This window comes from Herbaspirillum sp. WGmk3 (assembly GCF_023952535.1).
GTDB classification, from domain to species: Bacteria; Pseudomonadota; Gammaproteobacteria; order Burkholderiales; family Burkholderiaceae_D; genus Herbaspirillum; species Herbaspirillum huttiense.
This window is the reverse complement of record NZ_JAKYWT010000007.1, coordinates 107,577-129,604: the sequence shown is the minus strand read 5'-3', so window position 1 is coordinate 129,604 and position 22,028 is coordinate 107,577. Positions and strand designations below refer to the sequence as shown.

General features: G+C 62.9%; 16 protein-coding genes. 8 read left to right on the top strand and 8 right to left on the bottom strand.

The annotated features are described in order from the left end of the window. The first annotated feature begins 187 nt into the window (after positions 1 to 187). From MKD49_RS23370 to MKD49_RS23360, 3 genes are read left to right on the top strand one after another with little or no spacing between them, the layout of a single operon-like run. Positions 188 to 439 (top strand): hypothetical protein, encoded by a 252-nt coding sequence (locus MKD49_RS23370; protein ID WP_034333872.1) that lies wholly within the window; start codon positions 188 to 190, stop codon positions 437 to 439. Between the two features lie 41 nt (positions 440 to 480). Next, entirely contained in the window at positions 481 to 1,119 is a 639-nt protein-coding gene (locus MKD49_RS23365) for an ATP-binding cassette domain-containing protein (RefSeq protein WP_252697508.1), read from the top strand. A gap of 34 nt (positions 1,120 to 1,153) precedes the next feature. Further along, positions 1,154 to 1,984 carry a nucleotidyltransferase domain-containing protein gene (locus tag MKD49_RS23360; protein ID WP_252697507.1) on the top strand — a complete coding sequence of 277 codons (831 nt, stop codon included), beginning with the start codon at positions 1,154 to 1,156 and terminating at the stop codon, positions 1,982 to 1,984. Between the two features lie 39 nt (positions 1,985 to 2,023). Here the strand turns inward: MKD49_RS23360 and rtcR are convergent, their stop codons facing one another. Next, entirely contained in the window at positions 2,024 to 3,625 is a 1,602-nt protein-coding gene (gene rtcR, locus MKD49_RS23355) for an RNA repair transcriptional activator RtcR (protein ID WP_121037338.1), read from the bottom strand. A gap of 381 nt (positions 3,626 to 4,006) precedes the next feature. Between rtcR and MKD49_RS23350 the strand changes: the two genes are divergently transcribed. From MKD49_RS23350 to MKD49_RS23335, 4 genes are all read left to right on the top strand, one after another. Then, positions 4,007 to 5,380, top strand: a complete 1,374-nt coding sequence (locus tag MKD49_RS23350; protein ID WP_252697506.1) for an RNA-binding protein — start codon at positions 4,007 to 4,009, stop codon at positions 5,378 to 5,380. Positions 5,381 to 5,729: 349 nt separating this feature from the next. After that, positions 5,730 to 6,983 carry an RtcB family protein gene (locus MKD49_RS23345; protein WP_305882140.1) on the top strand — a complete coding sequence of 418 codons (1,254 nt, stop codon included), beginning with the start codon at positions 5,730 to 5,732 and terminating at the stop codon, positions 6,981 to 6,983. A gap of 103 nt (positions 6,984 to 7,086) precedes the next feature. Further along, positions 7,087 to 8,118, top strand: a complete 1,032-nt coding sequence (rtcA, locus tag MKD49_RS23340; protein WP_121037345.1) for an RNA 3'-terminal phosphate cyclase — start codon at positions 7,087 to 7,089, stop codon at positions 8,116 to 8,118. Positions 8,119 to 8,287: 169 nt separating this feature from the next. Next, positions 8,288 to 9,892 carry a methyl-accepting chemotaxis protein gene (locus MKD49_RS23335; RefSeq protein ID WP_252697505.1) on the top strand — a complete coding sequence of 535 codons (1,605 nt, stop codon included), beginning with the start codon at positions 8,288 to 8,290 and terminating at the stop codon, positions 9,890 to 9,892. 35 nt (positions 9,893 to 9,927) lie between these two features. Here MKD49_RS23335 and MKD49_RS23330 read toward each other — a convergent pair whose 3' ends face one another. The 6 genes from MKD49_RS23330 to MKD49_RS23305 all read right to left on the bottom strand — a co-directional run bounded on the left by MKD49_RS23330 (position 9,928) and on the right by MKD49_RS23305 (position 18,622). Further along, positions 9,928 to 10,194: a PAAR domain-containing protein gene (locus MKD49_RS23330; RefSeq protein WP_134220976.1), complete on the bottom strand. Its 267-nt coding sequence runs from the start codon at positions 10,192 to 10,194 to the stop codon at positions 9,928 to 9,930. A gap of 85 nt (positions 10,195 to 10,279) precedes the next feature. Then, positions 10,280 to 11,245 (bottom strand): T6SS immunity protein Tli4 family protein, encoded by a 966-nt coding sequence (locus MKD49_RS23325; RefSeq protein WP_252697504.1) that lies wholly within the window; start codon positions 11,243 to 11,245, stop codon positions 10,280 to 10,282. 95 nt (positions 11,246 to 11,340) lie between these two features. Continuing rightward, the gene (locus tag MKD49_RS23320) at positions 11,341 to 13,071 is read right to left on the bottom strand and encodes a triacylglycerol lipase (RefSeq protein ID WP_252697503.1); all 1,731 of its coding nucleotides are present in this window, start codon (positions 13,069 to 13,071) and stop codon (positions 11,341 to 11,343) included. Then, positions 13,068 to 14,135: a T6SS immunity protein Tli4 family protein gene (locus MKD49_RS23315; RefSeq protein WP_252697502.1), complete on the bottom strand. Its 1,068-nt coding sequence runs from the start codon at positions 14,133 to 14,135 to the stop codon at positions 13,068 to 13,070. Before MKD49_RS23315 ends, MKD49_RS23320 begins: the two co-directional genes overlap by 4 nt. After that, the gene (locus MKD49_RS23310) at positions 14,132 to 15,883 is read right to left on the bottom strand and encodes a triacylglycerol lipase (RefSeq protein WP_252697501.1); all 1,752 of its coding nucleotides are present in this window, start codon (positions 15,881 to 15,883) and stop codon (positions 14,132 to 14,134) included. The genes MKD49_RS23315 and MKD49_RS23310 overlap by 4 nt, the downstream gene beginning before the upstream one ends. Positions 15,884 to 15,886: 3 nt before the next feature. Further along, a complete protein-coding gene (locus tag MKD49_RS23305; RefSeq protein ID WP_252697500.1) occupies positions 15,887 to 18,622 on the bottom strand; it encodes a type VI secretion system Vgr family protein in 2,736 nt (911 codons plus the stop codon). Between the two features lie 335 nt (positions 18,623 to 18,957). Here MKD49_RS23305 and MKD49_RS23300 point away from each other — a divergent pair, with 335 nt between their 5' ends. Next, positions 18,958 to 20,586 (top strand): acyl-CoA synthetase, encoded by a 1,629-nt coding sequence (locus MKD49_RS23300; protein ID WP_371925510.1) that lies wholly within the window; start codon positions 18,958 to 18,960, stop codon positions 20,584 to 20,586. 6 nt (positions 20,587 to 20,592) lie between these two features. Here the strand turns inward: MKD49_RS23300 and MKD49_RS23295 are convergent, their stop codons facing one another. Then, positions 20,593 to 21,870, bottom strand: a complete 1,278-nt coding sequence (locus MKD49_RS23295) for a DUF445 domain-containing protein (RefSeq protein WP_252697498.1) — start codon at positions 21,868 to 21,870, stop codon at positions 20,593 to 20,595. Positions 21,871 to 22,028 lie beyond the last annotated feature (158 nt).

The window sequence follows — 22,028 nt, the reverse complement described above, 5'->3', positions numbered from 1 at the left end:
TATTTTTTCCACAGGCCGGACCATTTTTGCCGGATGGGAAGATGTGCTGCCGGCTCCCTCCCCGGGTCCACATCTTTTATAATCCGGGGCAGGAGACAACCCATCGCCAGCATGTTGCCCGCCCATCAATGCGCCCTGCGGCGCTGCCCGGCGGCCATGCAGCGAAACACAAAGCAGGGTGAACGGCATGGCACTGTATTTCAAGAACAAGCGACAGAAGACCTTCCTGGGTGCGCCCGTGGGGTGGCCATTGATGTTCCTGATGGCGGTCGACCTGTGCATTGCCGCGCTGATGTTTCTGTCGGACCATGACTGGAGCGGCCTGATCCTGCTGTATCCGCCATTGGCATTGGCCCTGGCCATGCTGGCCGATGCCCGCAAGGAAAAGCAGGCCGCCGAGGAAGCCAAACGCCAGGCGGCGCGCCGCCAGCGCTCCTGAGCGCCATCCGCTCTCCCTTCGATTCCCCACGCCCCTCACCGATGACCCAAGTTTCTGACCGCGCAGCGCTGCTGCTGGTATCGCGCCTGAATTTTTCCTATCCCGGCCTGGACCTGTTCCAGGACTTCTCGGCCCGCATCACGGCCGGCGTGACGCTGGTGCGCGGCGGCGATGGCCGCGGCAAGACCACGCTGCTCAATCTGCTGGGTGGTTTGATGCCGGCGCGCGATGGCGTGCTGGAGTTGAATGGTCTGCGACTCGATGGCGAGCCCGAGAATTACCGCCGGCAAGTGTTCTTCATCGATCCGCGGACCGAGGCCTATGACCAGATGACGCCGCCGGAAGTCTTTGCAGCCCTGGCGCAACGGTATCCGCATTTCGATCATGGCTTGTTGCCGGCTCTCACCGAAGGTCTGTCACTGACGCCGCACCTGGAGAAAAAGCTCTTCATGCTCTCCACCGGCAGCAAGCGCAAGGTCTACCTGGCGGCCGCCTTCGCGGCGCACGCCACGCTGACCTTGCTGGACGATCCCTACGCCAGTCTGGATCGTGCTTCCATCCAGTTCGTTGCGGCTACGCTCAATGCGCATGCCGCTGATGCCGATCAGGCCTGGATAGTGGCGATGTATGAGACGCCGGAAGCGGTGCGGTTGGCGGGGACGATCGATCTGGGGGACTGAGAACCACCAGGGCCTGCCTGCTATGATCCACGGCATGGACACTACCTCACCCGCCGCTGCCGCCGACTGGCAGCACCATGAACATCCGATTGATCCGCAGATCCGTGCCGAGATCGACAAGACGCTTGCGCGCATCGAATCCGAGCATCAGGTGCGCGTGCTGTTCGCCTGCGAATCAGGCAGCCGCGGCTGGGGATTTGCCTCGCCGGACAGTGACTACGATGTGCGCTTCATCTACGTACACAGGCCCGACTGGTATCTCACCGTCTTCCCCGGCCGCGACGTGATCGAATTGCCCGTCAATGCCACCTATGACGTCAGCGGCTGGGACCTGCGCAAGACGTTGGCACTCCTTCACAACGGCAACGCCACGGTGGTGGAATGGCTGTCGTCGCCGGTGGTCTACCGGGCCGACGTCAGCTTCGTCGACAAGATCAATGCGGCGGCCGACCTGGTACATCGCCCGGATCGCGTGTTCCATCACTACCTGCAGATGGCGCGCAAAAATTATCGCGGGTACCTGCAGGGCGAGCGTGTCCGCCTGAAAAAATATCTCTACGTGCTGCGGCCGCTGATGGCAGCGCTGTGGGTGGAGCAGCAGCGCGGGCCCGTGCCGATGCGTTTCCTCGACCTGGTCGAGGCGATGGTGAGCGATGCGGCATTGCGCGCGGCCATCGATGCACTGCTGGTCATCAAGCGGCGCGCGGGCGAGGCCGAAGAGGGCGCGGCCATCCCCGAGATCAATCGTTTCATCGAACTGGAATTGCAGCGGCTGGAGCACGTGCCCACGCCCCGGAAGGATGAACGGGGTGAATATTCGGTACTGGATCGTTTGCTGCGGGATGTGGTGATGCAGGGGCAATGACTTTGCCGACCGCATCACATCGTGCTTTGGCTTGTGTCACTACGCCACATCATCCCAAGCCAAGCCGAAGCGCGCCAGATATTTCTTGAGCCGATCCGCATCATTGGGTTTTGCCTTGGCATCCCGCGAGACCGCGAAGAGCGTGCGTCCCGCTTCCGACAGCGAGCGCGAACGGCGGCACACGGCGACCACGGCGCGCAACTGCACCGCATCGAAGAGATCCAGCGCTTGCGCGTGCTCACCCAGCAAGGCGTCCAGATCAACGTCCTGCTCCCCCGACGCAGGCTGCGCACTGGCGCGCCATTGACGCTGCAGGCGCGCAGTCTCTTCCTCCACCAGCGCATCGTTGATGCGCCCCGCATCGGCCAGCGTGGCCATGCGCACGACGGACGCCGACAGGTCGCGGAAATTGCCCGGCCAGCTGGCCGCCGATGACGCGGCAAAGGCCAGATAACGCATTCGCGCCTCCTTGTTGAAACGCACCACCTGTCCATGCTCGGCGCTGAAGCGTTCGAGCAGGTAGTCGAGGTTGGGTTCGATGTCTTCGCGGCGCTGGGCCAGGCCGGGCAGGGCATAGGTCCACAGGTTAATGCGGGCAAACAGGTCCTCGCGGAAGCGGCCCGCCGCGACCTCGCGCGCCAGGTCGCGATGGGTGCCGGCAATGAGCTGGAAATCGCTCTGCGCCTCGACATCGGCACCCACCGGCAGAAAGCGCTTCTCTTCGATAGCCTTGAGCAACATGGCCTGTTCATCCAGCCCCAGTTCGCCGATCTCGTCGAGGAACAGCAATCCCTTATGCGCCGAACGCAGCAAGCCCGGACGATCATGGGCTGCGCCCGTAAAGGAGCCGCGCACGTGACCGAACAAGGTTGAGGCCGCACCGTCGCCCTGCAGCGTGGCGCAATTGATGTCGACAAAGCGGCCCTCCAACTGATGCCGCGACTTCTTCAGTTCGTAGATGCGCCGCGCCAGGAAGGACTTGCCGGCCCCGGTCGGCCCCATCAGCAGCATCGGCGCGCGCGAGCGGATGGACACGCGCTCGATCTCCTCGATCATGTGGTTGAAGTGCGCATTGCGCGTGGGGATACCGGACTTCAGCAAGGCCAGCGCTTCACGCTGTTCGCTCGAAAAGCGCTGCGCGATCAGGTCGTAACGCGACAGGTCGAGGTCGATGAGGGCATAGCTGCCAGGAGAGCCCGCCGCCTGCCGGCGCGGCGGTGAGGTCTGCAACAGTACGCCGGGCAGGTAACGCGCCTCGGTCATGAGGAACAGGCAGATCTGGACCACGTGGGTGCCGGTGGTGATGTGGATCCAGTATTCCTCGTTGTCAGTATCGAAAGGATAGGCGCGCGCGAAGTCGAGCAGGTTGGCGTAGACCTCCCCGAAATCCCAGGGGTCCTGGATCGGCAGATCATGCGGCCGCACGACGGTATCAGGCGAGACGCTGGCGATGTCGCGACCGATCTGGCCGACCAGCCCCAGATGGCGCTCGCCGATGTAGAGCAGTTCCAGACGGTCGATGACCACGTCCGGGTACTGCGTCAGCGCGATGGTCGGACGCCATTTTTCCCAGCGCGGCGCGCCACGTCCGTGGTCGAGCTGGGTACCGACGAAACCGATGACGACTTTTTTCTTTGCCATATTTTTTTTGGATAAATTCTTATCTTGATAGATAAATTATCCTGTTTTTCTCGGGTACAGGCAAATCTCGGGAGATCAGGCCAAAATCAGATTTATTCAATCAATTCAATGAGTTAAAAGGAGTTTCCGCACATCTCGTCCGAGCTGGCACACCCGTTGCAATACAGGGAACAAGACCAAGCGATCAACGAGGAAAAGAAAATGGCGAATGTGCAACTGTTCCAGACCCTGAAGCGCCGCCTGCTGCCGGCAGCCGATGCGATGAATCACGCCGGCGGCGCTGCCTATGCCCTGAGCAAGGAGCACATCCTGGCGCAGTAGGCGGCCACCGGCTGTCTGAACCGCACCTTCTACGCCAGTGCCGAAGCGCAACTGGCCACCGTGCTGGAACTGAGCCAGGACATCGCCCCGCGCTTCATCGCCCAGACCGCGCTGTACGCTCGGCGCCGCAGCTACATGAAGGACATGCCGGCGCTGCTGCTGGCCGTACTGGCGGCCCATGGTGCCGATGAACTGGCACCGGCATTTGCCGGCGTGGTGGATCAGGGCAAGATGCTGCGCAATTTCGTACAGATCCTGCGTTCCGGCGTGACCGGCCGCAAGTCGCTGGGCACTCGTCCCAAGAAGTTGGTGCAGGCCTGGCTGAACCAGGCCACGGAGCAGCAACTGCTGGCCGCCTGTGTAGGGCAGTCGCCATCGTTGGCGGACGTGGTCCGCATGGTCCACCCCAAGCCGGCTGAAGCGTGGCGCGCCGCGTTCTTCGCCTGGCTGATCGGCCGTCCGTTTGATGAGGCCGCGCTGCCGCCGCTGACGCGTGCCCTGCGGGCCTACCAGCGTGACCGCAGCCAGCCGGTACCGGCGGTGCCATTCCAGTTGCTCACTGCCTTGCAGCCGGGTGTGCAAGAATGGGCCGGGATGGCGCGGCAGGGTGGCTGGCACATGGTGCGCATGAACCTGAACAGCTTCGCGCGCCACGGCGTGTTCGAGCTGCCCGGCATGACCGAGCTGATCGCAGCCAAGCTGTGTGATCCGCAGGCCATTGCCGCGGCACGGGTGTTCCCGTATCAGCTGATGGCCGCGTGGCAGGCTGCTGCCGGGGCAGTGCCGGAGCTGGTGCGTGACGCCTTGCAGAGCGCCATGGAAATCGCGCTGGCCAATGTGCCGGTGCTGGAAGGCTCGGTCGTGGTCTGCCCGGATGTGTCGGGGTCCATGTCGAGCCCGGTGAGCGGCATGCGTGCCGGTGGGACCAGCGCGGTGCGATGCATTGACGTGGCGGCATTGCTGGCCGCGGCCATCGTGCGCAAGAATCCTGCGGCCTGCGTGCTGCCGTTCGAACAGCGCGTGGTGCCTTGCCCGCTGGTTCCCCATGACAAGGTCATGGCCAACGCCGCGCGGCTGGCGCGTATCGGCGGGGGCGGAACGGACTGCAGTGCGCCGCTGCGCTGGCTGAACGAACGCCAGCAGCGCGCGGATCTGGTGGTGCTGGTGTCGGACAACGAGTCCTGGCTGCGCCATCACGCCAGCGGCGCGACCGAAACGATGCGCCAGTGGCAGCAGTTCAAGCGCCGCAATCCGAAGGCGCGCCTGGTCTGCATCGATCTGGCGCCGTACGCCACCAGCCAGGCACCGGAGTCGGACGATATCCTCAACATCGGTGGATTCTCCGATGAGGTCTTCAAACTTCTGGCCAGCTTTGCGGCCGGACAGATGCAGGCGGGACACTGGGTGCAGGAGATCGCATCCACACCGCTTTGATGGTGCAAGACAGGTTGCCATTGCCGCCCGAATGCCGTTGCGATTACATCTCCGTATCGCGCACATTCTGGTCGGGCGGACGTGGTCCTGATCATTCCGAATGCTGGCAGGATTACATTGGGTAGCCCGGTTCAACTCCGGGGCGGCGGTTCGCAAGAATCGGCGCAAATCCTGCCGATCTGGTCGGAATGAAGCGGGCGGCCCGGAATTGCCGGGCCGCCGAGGGGCAGGAGCCCCGACTTTTTCAGGTGAGGCGCGAATGCGCAAGCGACTACCTTCACGGAAAACCCGTCGCTGGCACTCTTGTCGCGTCTCCCCTTCCCTCATGTTCAGCAAGAAAGTAACGAAAATGGACAAACTCGACAACATCGCACCAGCGTCCTACGACACCCTGGCCACCGGGCAGGGCAAGCCGGTCAAAATGTGGACCCGCGGTGTGCCGGTGGAAGCTGAGGCAAAAACCCAGTTGGGCAATACGGCCAAGATGCCGTTCATCTACAAGCACATTGCGGTCATGCCGGATGTGCACGTGGGCAAGGGCTCCACCATCGGCAGCGTGATCCCGACCCTGGGCGCGATCATTCCCGCCGCCGTGGGGGTCGATATCGGCTGCGGCATGATGGCGGCCAAGACCACCCTGTGCGCCGCCGACCTGCCGGACAACCTGGGTCCCTTGCGCAGTGCCATCGAACGCGCCGTGCCGCACGGTTCCTCGCCGCGCACGCGCAGCCATCGCGGCCGCGATCAGGGTTCCTGGGAACATCCGCCGGCACCGGTCGATACCGCATGGCAGACGCTGAAGGATGAGTTCGACGTGCTGTGCCAGAAGACCCCCAAGCTGGAGAAGACCAACCACTACAAGCACCTGGGCACGCTGGGGTCGGGCAATCACTTCATCGAGATCTGCCTGGATGAAGAGGGCGCGGTCTGGTTCATGCTGCACTCGGGTTCGCGCGGCGTGGGCAATGCCATCGGTACCCACTTCATCGAACTGGCGCAGCAGGACATGCGCAAGCACATGGTCAACCTGCCGGATCGTGACCTGGCCTATCTGAAGGAGGGCAGCACGCACTACGACGACTATCTGCAAGCCGTGGGCTGGGCGCAGAAATTTGCGCGCATGAACCGTGAAGTGATGATGCAGAACCTGATCGCCGCCGTACGCAGCGTGATCGCCAAGCCTTTCCAGACGCACGTGGAGGCGGTGAACTGCCACCACAATTACGTGCAGAAGGAACATCACTTCGGCCAGGATGTGCTGGTCACCCGCAAGGGTGCAGTATCGGCCCGTGCCGGCGAACTGGGCATCATTCCCGGCTCGATGGGGGCCAGGAGCTTCATCGTGCGCGGCAAGGGCGAGGCCGAGAGCTTCCACAGCTGCAGCCACGGTGCGGGACGCACCATGAGCCGTACCGAGGCCAGGAAGCGCTTCTCGGTAGAGGATCACATCCGCGCCACCGAAGGTGTGGAGTGCCGCAAGGACGAAGCCGTCATCGACGAAATCCCGATGGCCTACAAGGACATCGATGCCGTCATGGCGGCCCAGCAAGACTTGGTGGAAGTGGTGCATACGCTGCGCCAGATCGTCTGCGTGAAAGGCTGAAATACAGCGCGCCGAGAGCGTATTACGCACTGGGTGCGCTGCCTGTGAGGCCCGCTCGCGCACAGCAACAAAACGCAACATACGAAGAAAGAAAAGAACAAACATGTCCTCTCCTCTGACCCTGGATGGCCGCCATGGTGGCGGCCAGATCCTGCGCAGTGCGCTGAGCCTGGCGATGATCACCGGCCGTCCGTTCGAGCTCGGCGCGATCCGCGCGCAACGCCCCAAACCCGGTCTGATGCGCCAGCACCTGGCCGCCGTGACGGCCGCCGCCACCTTGTGCGACGCCGTCGTGGAAGGTGCCGAGCCCGGCAGCAGCGCACTGCGCTTTGTGCCCGGTGCGCTGCGCAGCGGCGATTTCCGTTTCGCCATCGGCTCGGCCGGCAGTACCACGCTGGTCCTGCAAACCCTGCTGCCCGCCATGCTGGCCGCGCCAGCGGGGCGCTTCTGCATTGAAGTCAGCGGCGGCACGCACAATCCCCTGGCCCCATCGGCCGATTTCCTGCAGCACTGCTTCCTGCCGCTGTTGCGGCGAATGGGGGCCGCGGTCACGCTGGAGTTGCTGCGGCACGGATTCCATCCGGCCGGTGGCGGCCAGGTGCGCCTGCAGGTGGAGGCGGGCCATGGCTTGCAGGGATTGGTCCTGGAGGAGCGCGGCGCGCTGCTGCAGACGCGGGCGCGCGCCCTGGTGGCCAATCTGCCGAGTGCCATCGGCAAGCGGGAGTTGCAGGTCCTGGGCGAAGCCGTGGAGGGCTTGCAGGATCATTGCAAGGTGATCGCCCTGAGCGACTGCGATGGTCCGGGCAATCTGGTCGAATTGCATGTGACGCATGCGCATGTGGACGAGTTGTTCTGCGGCCATGGTGCCAAATCCCGGCCGGCCGAACAGGTTGCTCTGGATGCCCTGGGACCCATGCAGCGCTATCTGCAGAGCAATGCGGCGGTCGGCGAGCATCTGGCCGATCAACTGATGCTGCCGCTGGCACTGGCCGGCGCGGGGCGCTTTACCACCACGCAACTAAGCCCGCACATGGCCTCCAACGCCGAGGTGATCGAGGCCTTTCTGCCAGTGCGCTTCGGTTTTTCTCCTGCGCCGCAAGCGCTACGGGTGGAGGTCATGGCCGCGCCGGGCTGAGACCAGCCGCACTCCTGCTGCGTGGCATCGGCCGCGCTTGGATTCCTCCCTCCCGTCACCTATGCTGAAGCGGGCAGGCCGCAACTTGTTGCCACGCATTAGTTGCTTTCCAGTTACGCCGCGCCAGTGGCTTGCCTGCCGACAATCAACGATAACAAGGGGGAATTCCATGCAACTTTCCAATGTGACCATTCGTGCGCGCCTGTGGCTGGGCTTCGCCCTGCTGATGGTCCTGATGCTGGCCATGGCGGCCAGCGGCATCGCCCGCCTGGCGCAGCTCAACGGGCAAATGAAGGATGTGATCCACGACAAGTATCCCAAGACCGTAGTGGCGGGCGATATCGTCGACCAGCTCAACCTGATCGCGCGCTCGGTACGAAACATTCTGCTCTTGAAGCGGGAACCGCAGATCAAGAGCGAATACGACCGCATCACCGGTGCCGACCGTGCCATTCGCGAGGACCTGGCACAGCTGGAGAAGCTGCTTACCGACGAAGACAGCCGCACCGCACTGAAGAAGCTGGTAACAGCCCAGAACGCCTACTTCGAAAAACGCGACAAGGTGCTGGCCATGGTGCAGCAGGGCGGCAAGGAAGGTGCGATCGACATGCTGATCGACGAGGTGCGGCCCGTGCAGAGCGCCACCATGAGCGCCGCCGACGCCCTCATCAAGCAGCAGCACGACATGATGAAGAGTGCCGGCGATGAAGTCGAAAGCAATTACGTTCAGGCCCGCACGCTGCTGCTGGCGCTGGCGGCCGCCGGGCTGGCTGCTGCTGCGGCGATCGCCTGGATGATCACACGCAGCATCACCGCGCCGCTGGATCGCGCGGTGCGCGTGGCCGAGACGGTGGCGGCCGGTGACCTGACCTCGGCCATCGAGGCACAAGGCCGCGATGAAACCAGCATGCTGTTGCGTGCGCTCAAGAAGATGAATGACCGCTTGCTGGACATCGTCAGCCAGGTGCGGGTCTCGACCGATACGATTGCCACGGCCAGCAGCGAGATTGCGCGCGGCAATCTGGATCTCTCCTCGCGTACCGAAGAGCAGGCGGCCTCGCTGGAGGAAACGGCCTCGTCGATGGAGCAGCTCACCGCCACCGTCAAGCAGAACGCCAGTCATGCCGGCCAGGCCAACCAGCTGGCCGGATCGGCCTCCGATATCGCGCGCCAGGGCGGCGAGGTGGTCAGCCAGGTGGTCGATACGATGGGGGCCATCGATGCGTCCTCCAAGAAGATCGTGGACATCATCGGGGTCATCGACGGGATCGCCTTCCAAACCAATATCCTGGCCCTGAATGCCGCAGTGGAAGCGGCGCGCGCGGGCGAGCAGGGACGCGGCTTCGCGGTGGTGGCCTCGGAAGTGCGGGCGCTGGCGCAGCGCTCCGCGACCGCCGCGCACGAGATCAAGGGGCTGATCGCCGACTCGGTGGCACGGGTCGGCAATGGCAGCCGGCTGGTGGAGCAAGCCGGACGCACCATGCAGGACGTGGTGCAAAGCGTGCAGCGGGTCGGTGAAGTGGTCACCGAGATCAGCGCCGCCGGGCAGGAACAGAGTGCAGGCATCGAACAGGTCAACCTGGCCATCGTGCAGATGGATCAGGTGACCCAGCAGAACGCCGCGCTGGTCGAGCAAGCCGCAGCCGCGGCACAATCCTTGCAGGATCAGGCGGCGCAGCTGGCAAGGCTGGTGTCGGTGTTCAAGCTGGAGGGCGGGGCACCGGAGCACAAGCGCGTTGCGGCACCCACGGCGGCGCGGCTGGCCTGTGCGTGAGCCCGTTCACGCAAGATCGCACGAAAGGGATGCTGCTATTGCGCGCTGAAATTGCCGGCACTGGCGATGAGCGTGGCACCGCAGCTGGTCTTGTGGCCGTCGTAGGCGACGGCGATGCCATCGATCTTGTGGTGAGGGTGTCCCTCGGCAATGGTGCAGTTGTCGTGCCCCTGCCGGGGGCAACTGCAGGCATCGCCGACCCGCGCGACCGGCAGACCGCCTACCTTGAAATGGGTCGCGCTCACTTGCGTGACCTTGCCGCCGTGGGAAGTGGCGTCGCCGAGGCGGATGATGTTGGACATGGTGGATTTCTTTCAAGCAGGGTAGGAGTGGAGGCGAGACCAGGGCGAACCTCGGGCGATGGACCCGAGACCTTGCTGCAGGCGGCTATGGCGGCGTACCTGACGTGGTTGATGCTGGCGCTACCTGCGTTGGCCGCAGCCGGAAGCTCGTCAGCACGGCATTCCACAGCTGCAGCGCTTGCGCATCGTTCAGTGTGGTTCGTTGCGCATTGCTGTTCTGGTCGTGATGGCCGGTGGTCAGTTCGATCTTGATGGCGGGGGTATCGAGCGTGCCCTGGCCTTCGGTTTCCCAGATGAAGCTGTGGCTGCGCCCGCCGCCACTGTTGGGGACGGTGACCAGGAATTCCTGGCCCTGGTAGGGACCGATCTGGCGGTTTCCCTTGCTCAGCACGCGCACGGCAGTGGCCAAACGGCCCAGGGTCTGCAGTCCGCTATGCATGCGCTCCAGCAACGGACGGTCGTGCTTGCTCATCGCCAGGGGATAGAACCAGACGGACACGAAGGCATCCGGGTGGCCGGCAATGTCGATATCGATGCCGGCTTCTTCGTTTTCCCATTCGGGGTTGGCGATGAAGCCGCCTTCGAAGCAGTAGCCGGGGTCGGTGGGGATGTTGTTATCGGAGCGAGAGTGCAATCGGCCGAGAAGCTCATGCATTGCTTTCAAACCTTCGGCCTTGTGATCGTCATCAACCTTCATCGCGAACGAAAAAGCGAGACCTTCAATCCACCGGTGCCCTGTCATCGACATCATGGAAGTGCTGGCATCATGATTCCACGACACCAGAATCGCGCTTTGCTCATCCGGCCGAATAGCTTCGACCAACATCGAAGCCCCTGAATCATGCCTCGTTGTTTGCAGCAGTGTTTGACGCGCGCGAATATCTCTTTCGAAATCATCCTTGCTCATCGGCTTGGGCCGATCAATATGCGCGAAGTCATAACGATAGTTGCCACCACTCGATAGTGATCCTGCGGGAAGGTCAATCAGGAACCTGCCTGTACAGAATGTGGTAACAGGGTTTGTGGTCTTGCTGTTCGAGCTGTCGTGCATTGTGATTGGTCCTGATAGCGCAGAGTGAAGATAGAGTGGTCTTGTAGTACTAAGGCACAAAGAGGCCAATACAAGAATGACGAAATTGCGAAAGCTCATGACTCTGTGAAAGCGTGTTTAATCAGGTCTGATTCCGCCACCATCTTGACGATGGAGTAAAGACAGACTGATTGAGCGATCGGAGCGTTGTACGAGTATTGATGTTCGTAGCTGTCATGCCCATTGGCTTTGCCTCCATGCTTGAACATCTGAATCACATGTTTTGTCGCGCTTTCAGCCGACTCGGCGGGCACGGTTCCATCACCTTTCCCCGTCCCCTCCTGTATTCGAAAAGTACGTCGTTTCCCTCCGTCGAAGAGCAATGTGACGGAACCGTTCAAATCATCGGCTACCAGCTTTCCGTTCGCGGGATCCTTTGGCACGGAGGACCGAATCTTCCAGTGCACTTCATTCCACGCCGGCTGCTCGGGATCGCTGGCGTAATACGCATAAGTATTTGCGTGATAGCGATCTTTGATCAGCGAATGAAGCTTGGCGGCGATTTCCAAGTTGTCGCGAAATCTCTTGAAGTCCGATGAGTAGGCGTTACCCGTGACCTGCTTTCCCTCGCGCGAGGGTACGCGATCCTCCTTACCCGCCGGATCAATCAAATCCTCCCGAATCAGCTTCCACCAATCCGACGAATTGTTGAGATAGATGTGGCGGTAGGGATCGCCCTCGCCCAGAAAGTTTTCCATTTCCTCAGCCATTCCACGCTGCCCGATACCCACGTAACTCACCCGCAGCCAATGCCGTTCCCCGCGATTGCTCCACGTCTTGTATTGCGCCGTCGGCAGCAATTCCAGTGGCCCGGGGGCATTGGCCATCACTGCCGTGCACTCGGCGGCATTGCGTCCCAGGACGACCTGCCCGGCTCCCTCAAAGCCCGCCCGGATGCGCTTGTAGGTCGCCGGCGCACCGAGGGCCGGCATCACGCCGTGCACCACGCCCAGGATGCGCTCGGCCATTTCCGGCAACTGCGCGCAGGCGCGGGCGACCAGACCGCCCATGCTGTGCGTGACCAGGATCACCTGCTCGCAACTTCTTCCCTTGCTGCGGTAATAGGCGGTGATGCGTTCGATTTCCTTGGCCAGTCGCTGTGCCGATACCTTGTTGCTCTGCAGCCAGTTGTAACCCACTGCGTGCACCGGATAGAGCAGTTCAGCAGCCTCCCGCAGCTGCTTTTCCTGCAGCGGCGTGAAGGGCTTCTGCGCACCCAGCTTGCCTGCATCCTGTCGTGCCATCACGAGTTCCTGCCAATGTGAAGTGAGCTTCTTCCCCTGGCTTGCAGGGTCGAAGATCAGGGCCATGCTGGTCTCCAGCAGTGAAAGAATGGGCAGATAGCTGTCCGCGTGGAGTTGCCCCCAGCCGCGCCATTTGATGCGCTCGGCGTCGCTCTTGCCGGGGGCGAAGGCCAGCAGTGTCTTGCTGATGTCGTCGGGAAAGGCCGGGCCGTCTTCGTCTACCTCGGTACTATCGGGATTGAGCAATCGCTGTCGGTCCGCCGCCGTGCGGACGACATGCTTGAGCGCCAGCGCCAGGGTTTCCCATCCGCCCTCCGGAGGAAACCACGCCGGGCCCTTGTCGCGACCTTTGAGCTTGAGTCGTGTGCCCATGATGCCGGGTACGAATACGATGGGCATGACAATGTCCGGAGTGGTCAGGCACAGGGCTCGTACCTTCATGCGCTGGCCTGTCAGCACCGACTGGGCGATCTCGTTGCCTTGCTCGTCCCATGCGGTCGGGACCAGGCGCGTTGGCGCGGGTCCCTTGACCGGAGCAATCATGGCCGACTCCTTTGGGGATCCAGCACGGGGCGCAGCCGGAAGCTGTTGAGCACATCGTCCCACAGCTTGATGGCCTGTTCATCGCTCAGCCTGGTTTGTTGCGGATTGCCGTTCTTGTCGCGATAGCCTGTGGTGAGTTCGATCTTGAGCGCAGGCGTGTCGAGCGTGCCGTCGCCTTCGGTCTCCCAGATGAACTTGTGGCCGCGCATGCCGCGACTGCTGGGGGCGCTGGCGAGGAATTCCTGGCCCATATAAGGGCCGACCCGTCGCTCGCCCTTGCGCAATACGTGCACTGAGGTCGCCATCTGGCCCAGCGTCTGCAGCACGCCGCCCATGCGATCCAGCAGGGGCTTGCTGTGGGCACTCCTTGCTAGCGGGTAGAACCAGACCGAAACGAAGGCATCGGGATGGCCGGCGATGGTGATGTCAATGCCGGCTTCTTCCATTTCCCATTCGGGGTTGGCGATGAAGCCACCCTCAAAACAATATCCGGGCTCTTTGGGTATTTCATGCGTTGATCGTTTGCGCAGCCCAGCGAGTATTGCTTGCATACGCTCAATGGCGTCTTCTTGATAGCTTTTCGTGCCAGTAGGTGGCTTGCTCATGCCTGCCTTACTTCTGAAGAGAAACCTTGTTCCATCAATCCAGCGATATCCGTCAACTAACACTATGTATTCGCTGAAGTTGTGTTCCCAATGGGCGAATATCCACGAATGCCGATCAGGTTTGACTAACAAGCGCAACAAGCTCGGCTCGGTTTCATGCTTCGTGGATCTGAGGGTCTTTTCCTTTTCAGCCATTTCTGTTTCGAACTCTTCATGGCTCATGAATTTAGGCGCATCAAGTCGCGCATAGTCGTAGCGATAATTGCCTCCGCTGACGACCGAGCCTGCTGGCATATCAATTTGAAAATGACCGGTGCAAAAAGTTGAAACGACAGGAGCAGACTCAATTGCCTGAGCTGTGTTCATGATGTGCAATCCTTGTTGAGATGAGAAGTCGCCAGCTAAAAATAGCCAGACCATGAGGGCCGATGCGGTGATAAAACGGAGCGGATTTTTCATGTGCATTTTTCTCCAGGAATTTTTTTCAAGTTCGCAGAGGCGTTGACGATCCTGATGATGGAATAGAGGGTGACGGCTCGGGCAATCGTGGCGTTGTAGGAAAACTGATGGTCATAGCTGTCATGAGATCTCAGCTTTCCTTCGTGCTTGAATATCTGTAGAACGTGAGGTTTCGGTGCACCACCCGATTCCGCCGGGACCGTGCCATCGCCCGGGCCAGTACCGCTCTGAAGAGAGAAGTAATGGACGGAATGCTCTCCGAAGCGCAGTTCCAGCATCCCGTTCAGATCATCTTTTTCCAGTCGCGCCTGAGCGGGATCGCCTGGCACCAGCGGCCTACACTTCCAGTTGATCTCGTTCCATGCAGGTTGTTGTGGGTCCGCGGCGTAATACGCGTAGGTATTGGGGTGATAGCTGTCTTGAAGGAGCTGATGAAGATTTCGAGCCAATTTCATGTTCTCTGCAAATTGGCAAAAATCCGGCATTGGGCGCTTTTTCGAGGCGAGGACGTTCCCCTCCCTTTCAGCGCGTTCGCGATCCTCCCTCCCCGCCGGATCAATCAAATCCTCCCGTGCCAGCTTCCACCAATCCGACGTATTGTTCAGATAGATCTGCGCGTAGGGATCCCCCTCGCCCAAAAAGCTGTCCATCTCCTCAGGCATCCCGCGCTGGCCAATAGCCCGATAGCTGGCGCGCAACCAGTGCCGCTCTCCTTGATTGGTCCAGGTCTTGTATTGCGCAGTCGGCAGCAGTTCCAACGGCCCCGGCGCATTGGCCATCACCGCCGTACAGTCAGCCGCATCGCGTCCCAGTACCACCTGCGCCATGCCTTCAAACCCGGCCCGGATGCGCTTGTAGGTAGCCGGCGCGCCAATGGCCGGCATCACGCCATGGATGACGCCCAGAATGCGTTCAGCCATTCCCGGCAGCCGCGCACAGGCACGTGCCACCAGGCCGCCCATGCTGTGCGTGATCAGGATCACGCCCTCACAGCGCTTTCCCTTGCTGCGGTAATACGCCGTAATACGCTCGATCTCCTCAGCCAATCGTTGCGCCGAGACCAGATTGCTCTGCAACCAGTTGTAGCCCACCGCATGCACCGGATAAAGCACCTCTGCGGCATCTCTCAAGTCTTCGTCCGAAATTGCAACAAAGGGCTTCTGCGCGCCCAGCCTGGCTGCATCCTGCCGATCCATCACCAGCTCCTGCCAGTGCGAGGTGAGCCGGGTGCCCTGGCTCGCAGGATCGAAGATCATCGCCATGCTGGTCTCCAGCAGCGAAAGAATGCCGAGATAGCTGTCTGCATGGAGCTGTCCCCAGCCGCGCCATTTGATACGCTCGGCATCGGTCTGGCCGGGAGCAAGCGACAGCAGGGTCTTGCTCGTGTCATCAGGAAAAGCCGGACCGCCATCATCCACCTCAGTGGTCTCCGGATTGAGCAAACGTTGCCGGTCTGCCGCCGTGCGGACCAGATGCGTGAGCCCCAGCGTGATCGTCTCCCAAGTGTTCTCGGGTGGCAGCCAGGCCGGCCCCTGGTCGCGTTTGCTGACCCTGAGCCGCGTCCCCATGATGCCCGGCACGAACAGAATGGGCACCACCACCTCCGGCGTGGTCAGACACAAGGCCCTGACCTTCTGGTTCTCTCCGGTCAGCACCGATTGCGCCACATCATTGCCGTCTTCATCCCAGGCGGTGCCGACCAGCCGGGTCGGTTCTGCCGCCTGCTCCGGCAGGGAAGATTGCTTCATCCTCTACTCCTTCACGATCCGCAGCCGCGCGATACGCAGGGCCTGGTCCTGGCTCAAGGCCGTACGTCCCTGTTCATCAGTGACGCCTTCAATGACGCTGCCGTCATCGAGCTCGATGCGATAGCGCTGCCGCACATGCGGCCGGCCACTGCCGCGCCGGGCCAGGATGAAACGTTCGTCAGTACGCATGGCGCTGGCCGGCAGTTCCACGCCCGGAGGCGCACTGTCCGCACCGCTTACATGATGGAAATTCGCCGAGCGGATGATGTGATCCGCGCTGCTCTGCTGCGTGATCGCGCCGCCCCCCAGATCAATCTGCGCACCCTGCGCCAGCAGCTTCAGCCGGGGAGCCTGGAGGACGATTTCATCAACAGCCGTCAGGATGATGCGGCGCGCTGAGGTGGCTTCGATGTCATCGCCGTGCGTCTGCAATTGCAGCTTGCCGCTGGCCGCGACCAGCCGCATCCCCAAGCGCTGCGCAAACACGCTGATACTCTCCGCCACCCGCACCAACAGCTTCTTGCCCGCAGAGAGCTGCGTATTGCCCACGCTGACCAGGTCGATTTCCTTCTGCGCACCAAGGACCACGCCCTCGTCACTGGTGATGGCCACACCGGCCGGTGCTGTCACGGCCACCACCGGCTCGCCGCCACCGCTGCCTTCGGCCTGCGTGTTGCTGCCGGTCTCCCAGGCATCGAGCCGCGTGCGCAACTCGCTCAAGGACTGCACTGCCGTCGGCCCGGCATGATGGGTCTCGGCCAGTTCCGCCAGTTCCTGCTGGACGTTCTGCAGCACGCGCAGCAGCCCCAGCATCTCGGTCCGATCCAGTTGCGCGCCGCTGGCCTGGCTGCGCCGGCTCGCGCTGATCAGCACACCCTGTCCTCCGCGCAGCGCCAGCGCCTGGTCCGTCCGCAACTCGGCCCCTTCGCCGCGCGCATCGCTGCGCCCCTCGGTGCGGGGATGCGTGAGCCAGCCCAGGTTCAGCTCGCTCTGTCCGTGTTGCGAAGCAAGCTGGGCGCTGATCTGGCGCGGGGTGTCGTCGAGCCGCAGCTGGTTGTAGCGCTGGCCCTGAATCTCCTTGCTGCGCACGCCCGCCAGGAAGCGGTTGCCGGGCAGGCTGCCGACGCCGCTGAAGGCAGGCGGCAGCGACAGGCCGTTGTACAACCGGCCGATCACGACAGGCTTGTCAGGATCGCCCCCGAGGAAATCGACGAGCACCTCGTCGCCCACGCGCGGCAGATTGATCGCGCCCCATTGCCGTCCGGCCCAATGACTGGCCACGCGTACCCAGGCGGAATCTCGTTCGCTGTCGCTGGCGCCGCCGGCGTGCTGGTGATCCTGCATGCGGGTCCCGTGAAAGCGCAGCTTGATGCGGCCCAGCGCGTCACAGTACAGTTCTTCGCCCGCCGGGCCGACTACGTGGGCATTCTGCAGACGCGGCCGGGGCAGATCCACGCGGGGATCAAAGGCCGGTACCAGCGGGATGCCACGCCGCACGCATGCGAAATGGTTCAGATAGCGCAGGCCTTGTTCGCGGCAACGGCGCTGCAGGCCGTCCAGTCCGGCGAATCCGCTTTCACGATGCGGCGCTGCGCGCTGCAGGCGCTCCTCCAGCGAGGCCGGCAGGTTGTTCTCGGCATGGAACTCCAGCCGGGTCACGACGAATTCGCGCTCATGCGGAGGATGACGTTCCAGCTCGGGATGCCCCGTGATATCAATCCACTCGCCCACACGCAGCGCACGCACCGTGGAATCGGCACCGAATTCCTTGCTCTCCAGCGCCAGCCGCTGCATGCGCGCCCTGGCAATCTGGTCAAGATCTTCACCATCGTCGGCAATGTGCGGGGCCTCGACCAGATAGTCATCCAGCAGCAGGGCAAAGCGGTCGCCCAGTTCGCCCTGCGCTGCCGGATTGTTCATATGCCGTTGTAGCGGCCCATCCTGCGCGTGATCCCAGGTATGGCGGCTGACACTGCCGGCCCGCAGGCGGCGCGTGGCCTGCCAGCGCAGGAGGCCGTCCTGCCTGCCCGGCGCATGATCGCGCTGCCAGGGAACGCTGCCCGCCGCGTTGCGCGGCAGCTGCATGGGATCGTCAAACAGTACCAGCACATGGCGCGGACAAGCAGCCTGGCCCGGCAGTGGCGGCTCGCCCGGACGGATGCACCAGCCGATGCCGCGCCGCTTCCACAGGCGGCGCAGGAAATCGGCATCGGATTCGTTGTGCTGCATGATGAATTCGCGTGCCGGGTAGCGTTCTCCGAGCAGCGACCAATCCACCTCCATGCTGCTGGCCAGCAAGGGGCTGCGTTGCCGCCATTCGCTGATGAGGATCTGCGTTACATCGGCCTCGCTGGCGTGCAGGAAGACGCGGGTGTTGATGCGCTGGCCCATCAGGCTCAGGGCATCGCGCAACAGCAGGCGATAGCTGCTCAGTTCGCCATCGATCTGCCCCGCATGGACCTCGGCGATGAAGCCGCAGATGGTGCGCAACAGACCCTGGTCCGTCACCAGCTGGATTTCTGCCGGCACCGCCATGAATTCCTTGAGCGGCAAGTCCTCGCGCGGCGAGAGACACAGCACCTCCACGTCGGTCGCGCCACACAGGGTCTCGCGGCCCGTCACCTGCTGTATCAGCAGCGCGTCCTGCAAGGCCGCGTGCGATTGCGGCAAGCGCAGCCGGAGGGCGCGGGCCTGTTGGGACCAAGGTTGGAGTAGCGCGAAAAACGTGCGGTCGGGCATGCGGACATCCTTGCTGGAAATGCCATCCGCGCGGCATCCCGGAACCAGGGCGATGCCAGCATCAAACGGCAGAAGGCGAGAGGAGAGCCATGCTAGAGGAGGGCTGCGCGCGCTTGGAGGAAGTGGCCGAGGTTGTCAGGCAAACTCGTCAGAGTTCGACCAGCCGCATTGCGCGGCTGCCATTTTGTTGTGCCATGCTGATCCGCCCCGGGGGCGCTATGATAGGCGGCGTGCCGGCATGACCGGCCATCCGGAGCCCGGCCCGATGCAGGCCTGGCCCACAGCCACCCGACAGGAGACAAGACGTGCCCCCAGACATCGCGCCACGCCCCGTGATCACCCCGGCCCACTACCGTGCCGATACCACCGCTGCCTACGACTGGCAGATCCCCGAGGTCTTCAACATCGCCCACGCCGCCTGCGACCGCTGGGCAGATGGCAGCGGTCGTCCCGCCATCATTGCCGAGGACGGCGATGGCAAAGTCACCACCTGGAGTTTCGACCAGCTCAAGATCCTGAGCGACCAGTTCGCCAATGTACTGAGCGAGGCCGGCATCCGGCGCGGCGACCGCATCGGGATCTACCTCTCGCAGCGCATCGAAACTGTCATCACTCACATCGCCGCCTACAAGCTGGGCGCAGTGACGGTGCCGCTGTTCTACCTGTTCGGCCCGGAAGCGATCGCCTATCGTCTCGACAACAGCGAAGCCGCCGCCCTGGTCACCGACGCATCGGGCATGGACAAGGTCCATCTCGCCGGAGAACTGCCGGCACTGAAAGTGGTGTTCTGCGTGGAGCAGTCCGACATCGTGCTGCCGCAGACTACCGATTTCTGGGACCGCCTGCATGCGGCCTCGCCCACGTTCGAACCGGTCACGACGCTGGCCGATGATCCGGCCATGATCATCTATACCTCCGGCACCACCGGCAAGGCCAAGGGTGCACTGCATGCACAGCGCGTCCTGCTGGGCCATCTGCCGGGCGTGGAAGTCTCGCACGACAGCTTCCCGCAGCCCGGTGACCGCTTCTGGACGCCCGCCGACTGGGCCTGGATCGGCGGCCTGCTGGATGTCCTGCTGCCGTCGCTGTATCACGGCGTGGCGGTGGTAGCGCGCCGTCTGGAAAAATTCGATGCGTCCACCGTCTTCGGATTGCTGGCGCGGCATGGCATCCGCAACGTGTTTTTCCCGCCGACCGCGTTGAAGATGCTGCGCGGCACGCCGGATCCACGTGCGCAATGGGATTTTGCGCTGCGCAGCGTGGCCAGCGGTGGTGAGACGCTGGGCGATGACCTGATCGCCTGGGGCCGCAGCGCGCTGGGCGTGACCATCAACGAGTTCTACGGCCAGACCGAATGCAACCTCGTCGTATCATCCTCGTCGCGGCTCTACCCCAGTGCCTCGGGCAGCATGGGACGCGCGGTGCCAGGGCACGATGTGCAGATCGTCGATGAAGAGGGTGCCGTCCTGCCGCGCGGCGAAGTCGGCAATATCGCCATCCGTGCGCCGGATCCGGTGATGTTCCTGCGCTACTGGCGCAATGATGAAGCGACGCGCGAAAAATTCGCCGGCGATTTCCTGCTCACAGGAGACCTGGGCAACATGGACGAAGCCGGCTACATCCGCTACCTGGGCCGCAATGATGACGTCATCACCAGTGCCGGCTATCGCATCGGCCCCGCTCCGATCGAGGAATGCCTGATGCGCCATCCGGCAGTGCGGATCGCGGCCGTGGTCGGCGTGAAAGATGCCCTGCGTACGGAGGTAGTGAAGGCTTTTGTCGTGCTGCAGGAAGGACATGCCCTGGACGCTGCACTGGTGGCGGCCCTGCAGCAGCATGTCCGTTCACAGCTGGCGGCGCATGAATATCCGCGCGAAATTGCCTTTGTCGATGCGCTGCCGACCACGGCCACCGGGAAGATCATGCGCAAGGCCTTGAAGGAGCGTGCCGAGCAATCCTCCTGAGGCCGCTCAAACCCCGTGCACCAGCCACTGCATCAGCCACGACAAGCCGAACAGCAGCGCGCCGATCAGTCCCCCGACCAGCGTGCCGTTGATGCGGATGTACTGCAGGTCGCGGCCGATATTGAGTTCGATCTGGCGTGACAGCTCGGCCGTGTCCCACTGCTTGATGGTGTCGCTGATGTGGCGCGTGAGCAGCTGGGCCACGTCGGGACTGAGGCTGGCGATGGCCTGTTCCAGATGGGCGTTGAGCGAGGCGCGCAGTTCGGCATCTTCCTGCAGGGCGCGCCGGATCCACTGCGTGGCTGCGCCGGCCTGGGCGTGCAGGGCCGAATCGGGACGCGCCAGGTCTTGCCGCAGCCACTGGCGCAGGCTGTCCCACAGGCTACCCACATAGGCGTTGACGGCCTCGCCCTGCAAGATCTCGCGCTTGATCTCCTCCGCCCGCTCGCGCAGGGCCGGGTCTTCCTTCAGGCGCGTCACGAAGCCGGCCAGCTGGCGATCAAAGGCCTGGCGCAGCGAGTGCTGCGGATCCTCGGCGATGCCGGTGAGCAGCTTGTCCAGAATGTCGGCCAGGGTATCGGCGGACTTCTCGCCAATCCAGTTCGAGGGCAGCAATTTTTCAATTTTGGGATATTCGCGCTGCAGCCATTCCACCATGCGTTCGGCGATGAACGCACGCGTCTGTTCGCGGTTGAGCAGCTCGGCCAGAGCCACGATGGCGCGGTCCAGCAGCTGCTGGTGACGGCCATCCAGCGTCAGCGTATCCAGAATGCTGGCCAGCGAGCGTGACAGGTCCAGCTTGCCCAGCGCGGTCTGCAGAGCTTCTCGTACAAAGGCCTGGATGCGGCGGTCATCGGTGAGCGTGAGCACGCCACCGACCGCCTGCGCCATGTAGCCGCCCAGGCGCGCGGCATTCTCGGGCGCAGCCATCCAGGCCGAGAGTCGCTGCGCCGGATCATGGCGGCGCACCAGTCCGGCCAGCGACTGCGGACTCAGGAATTTCTCTTCCACGAAGACGGCGAGGTTGTCGGCGATGCGCTCCTTGTTGCGCGGGATGATGGCCGTATGGCGCGCCAGGAAGGGCAGGGGAACGCGGCGAAACAGGGCCGTGACCGCAAACCAGTCGGCCAGTGCGCCCACCATGGCGGCCTCGGCCATGGCACGCAGCAACGCGCTCCAGGTGGAGGGCGCTGCCAGCGAGGCGGCTACGAACAGCGCTGCCGAGCCCAGCAGACAACCCAGGGCTAGACGCTTGGTACGGCGCAAGGCTTGTTGTTTATCCATGGCAGAGAGTGAGAAATTTCCGGCGGCATGCTCGCAGCATGAGACGAGGAGTCAAAACAAGGCGGGAAGTTCTGAAAAATTTCGAATCGCCACTAGAACAATTTCGAAAAATACGCGCTGAAACTAGGATCGGAATCTCGATAAATTTCGATTATTCA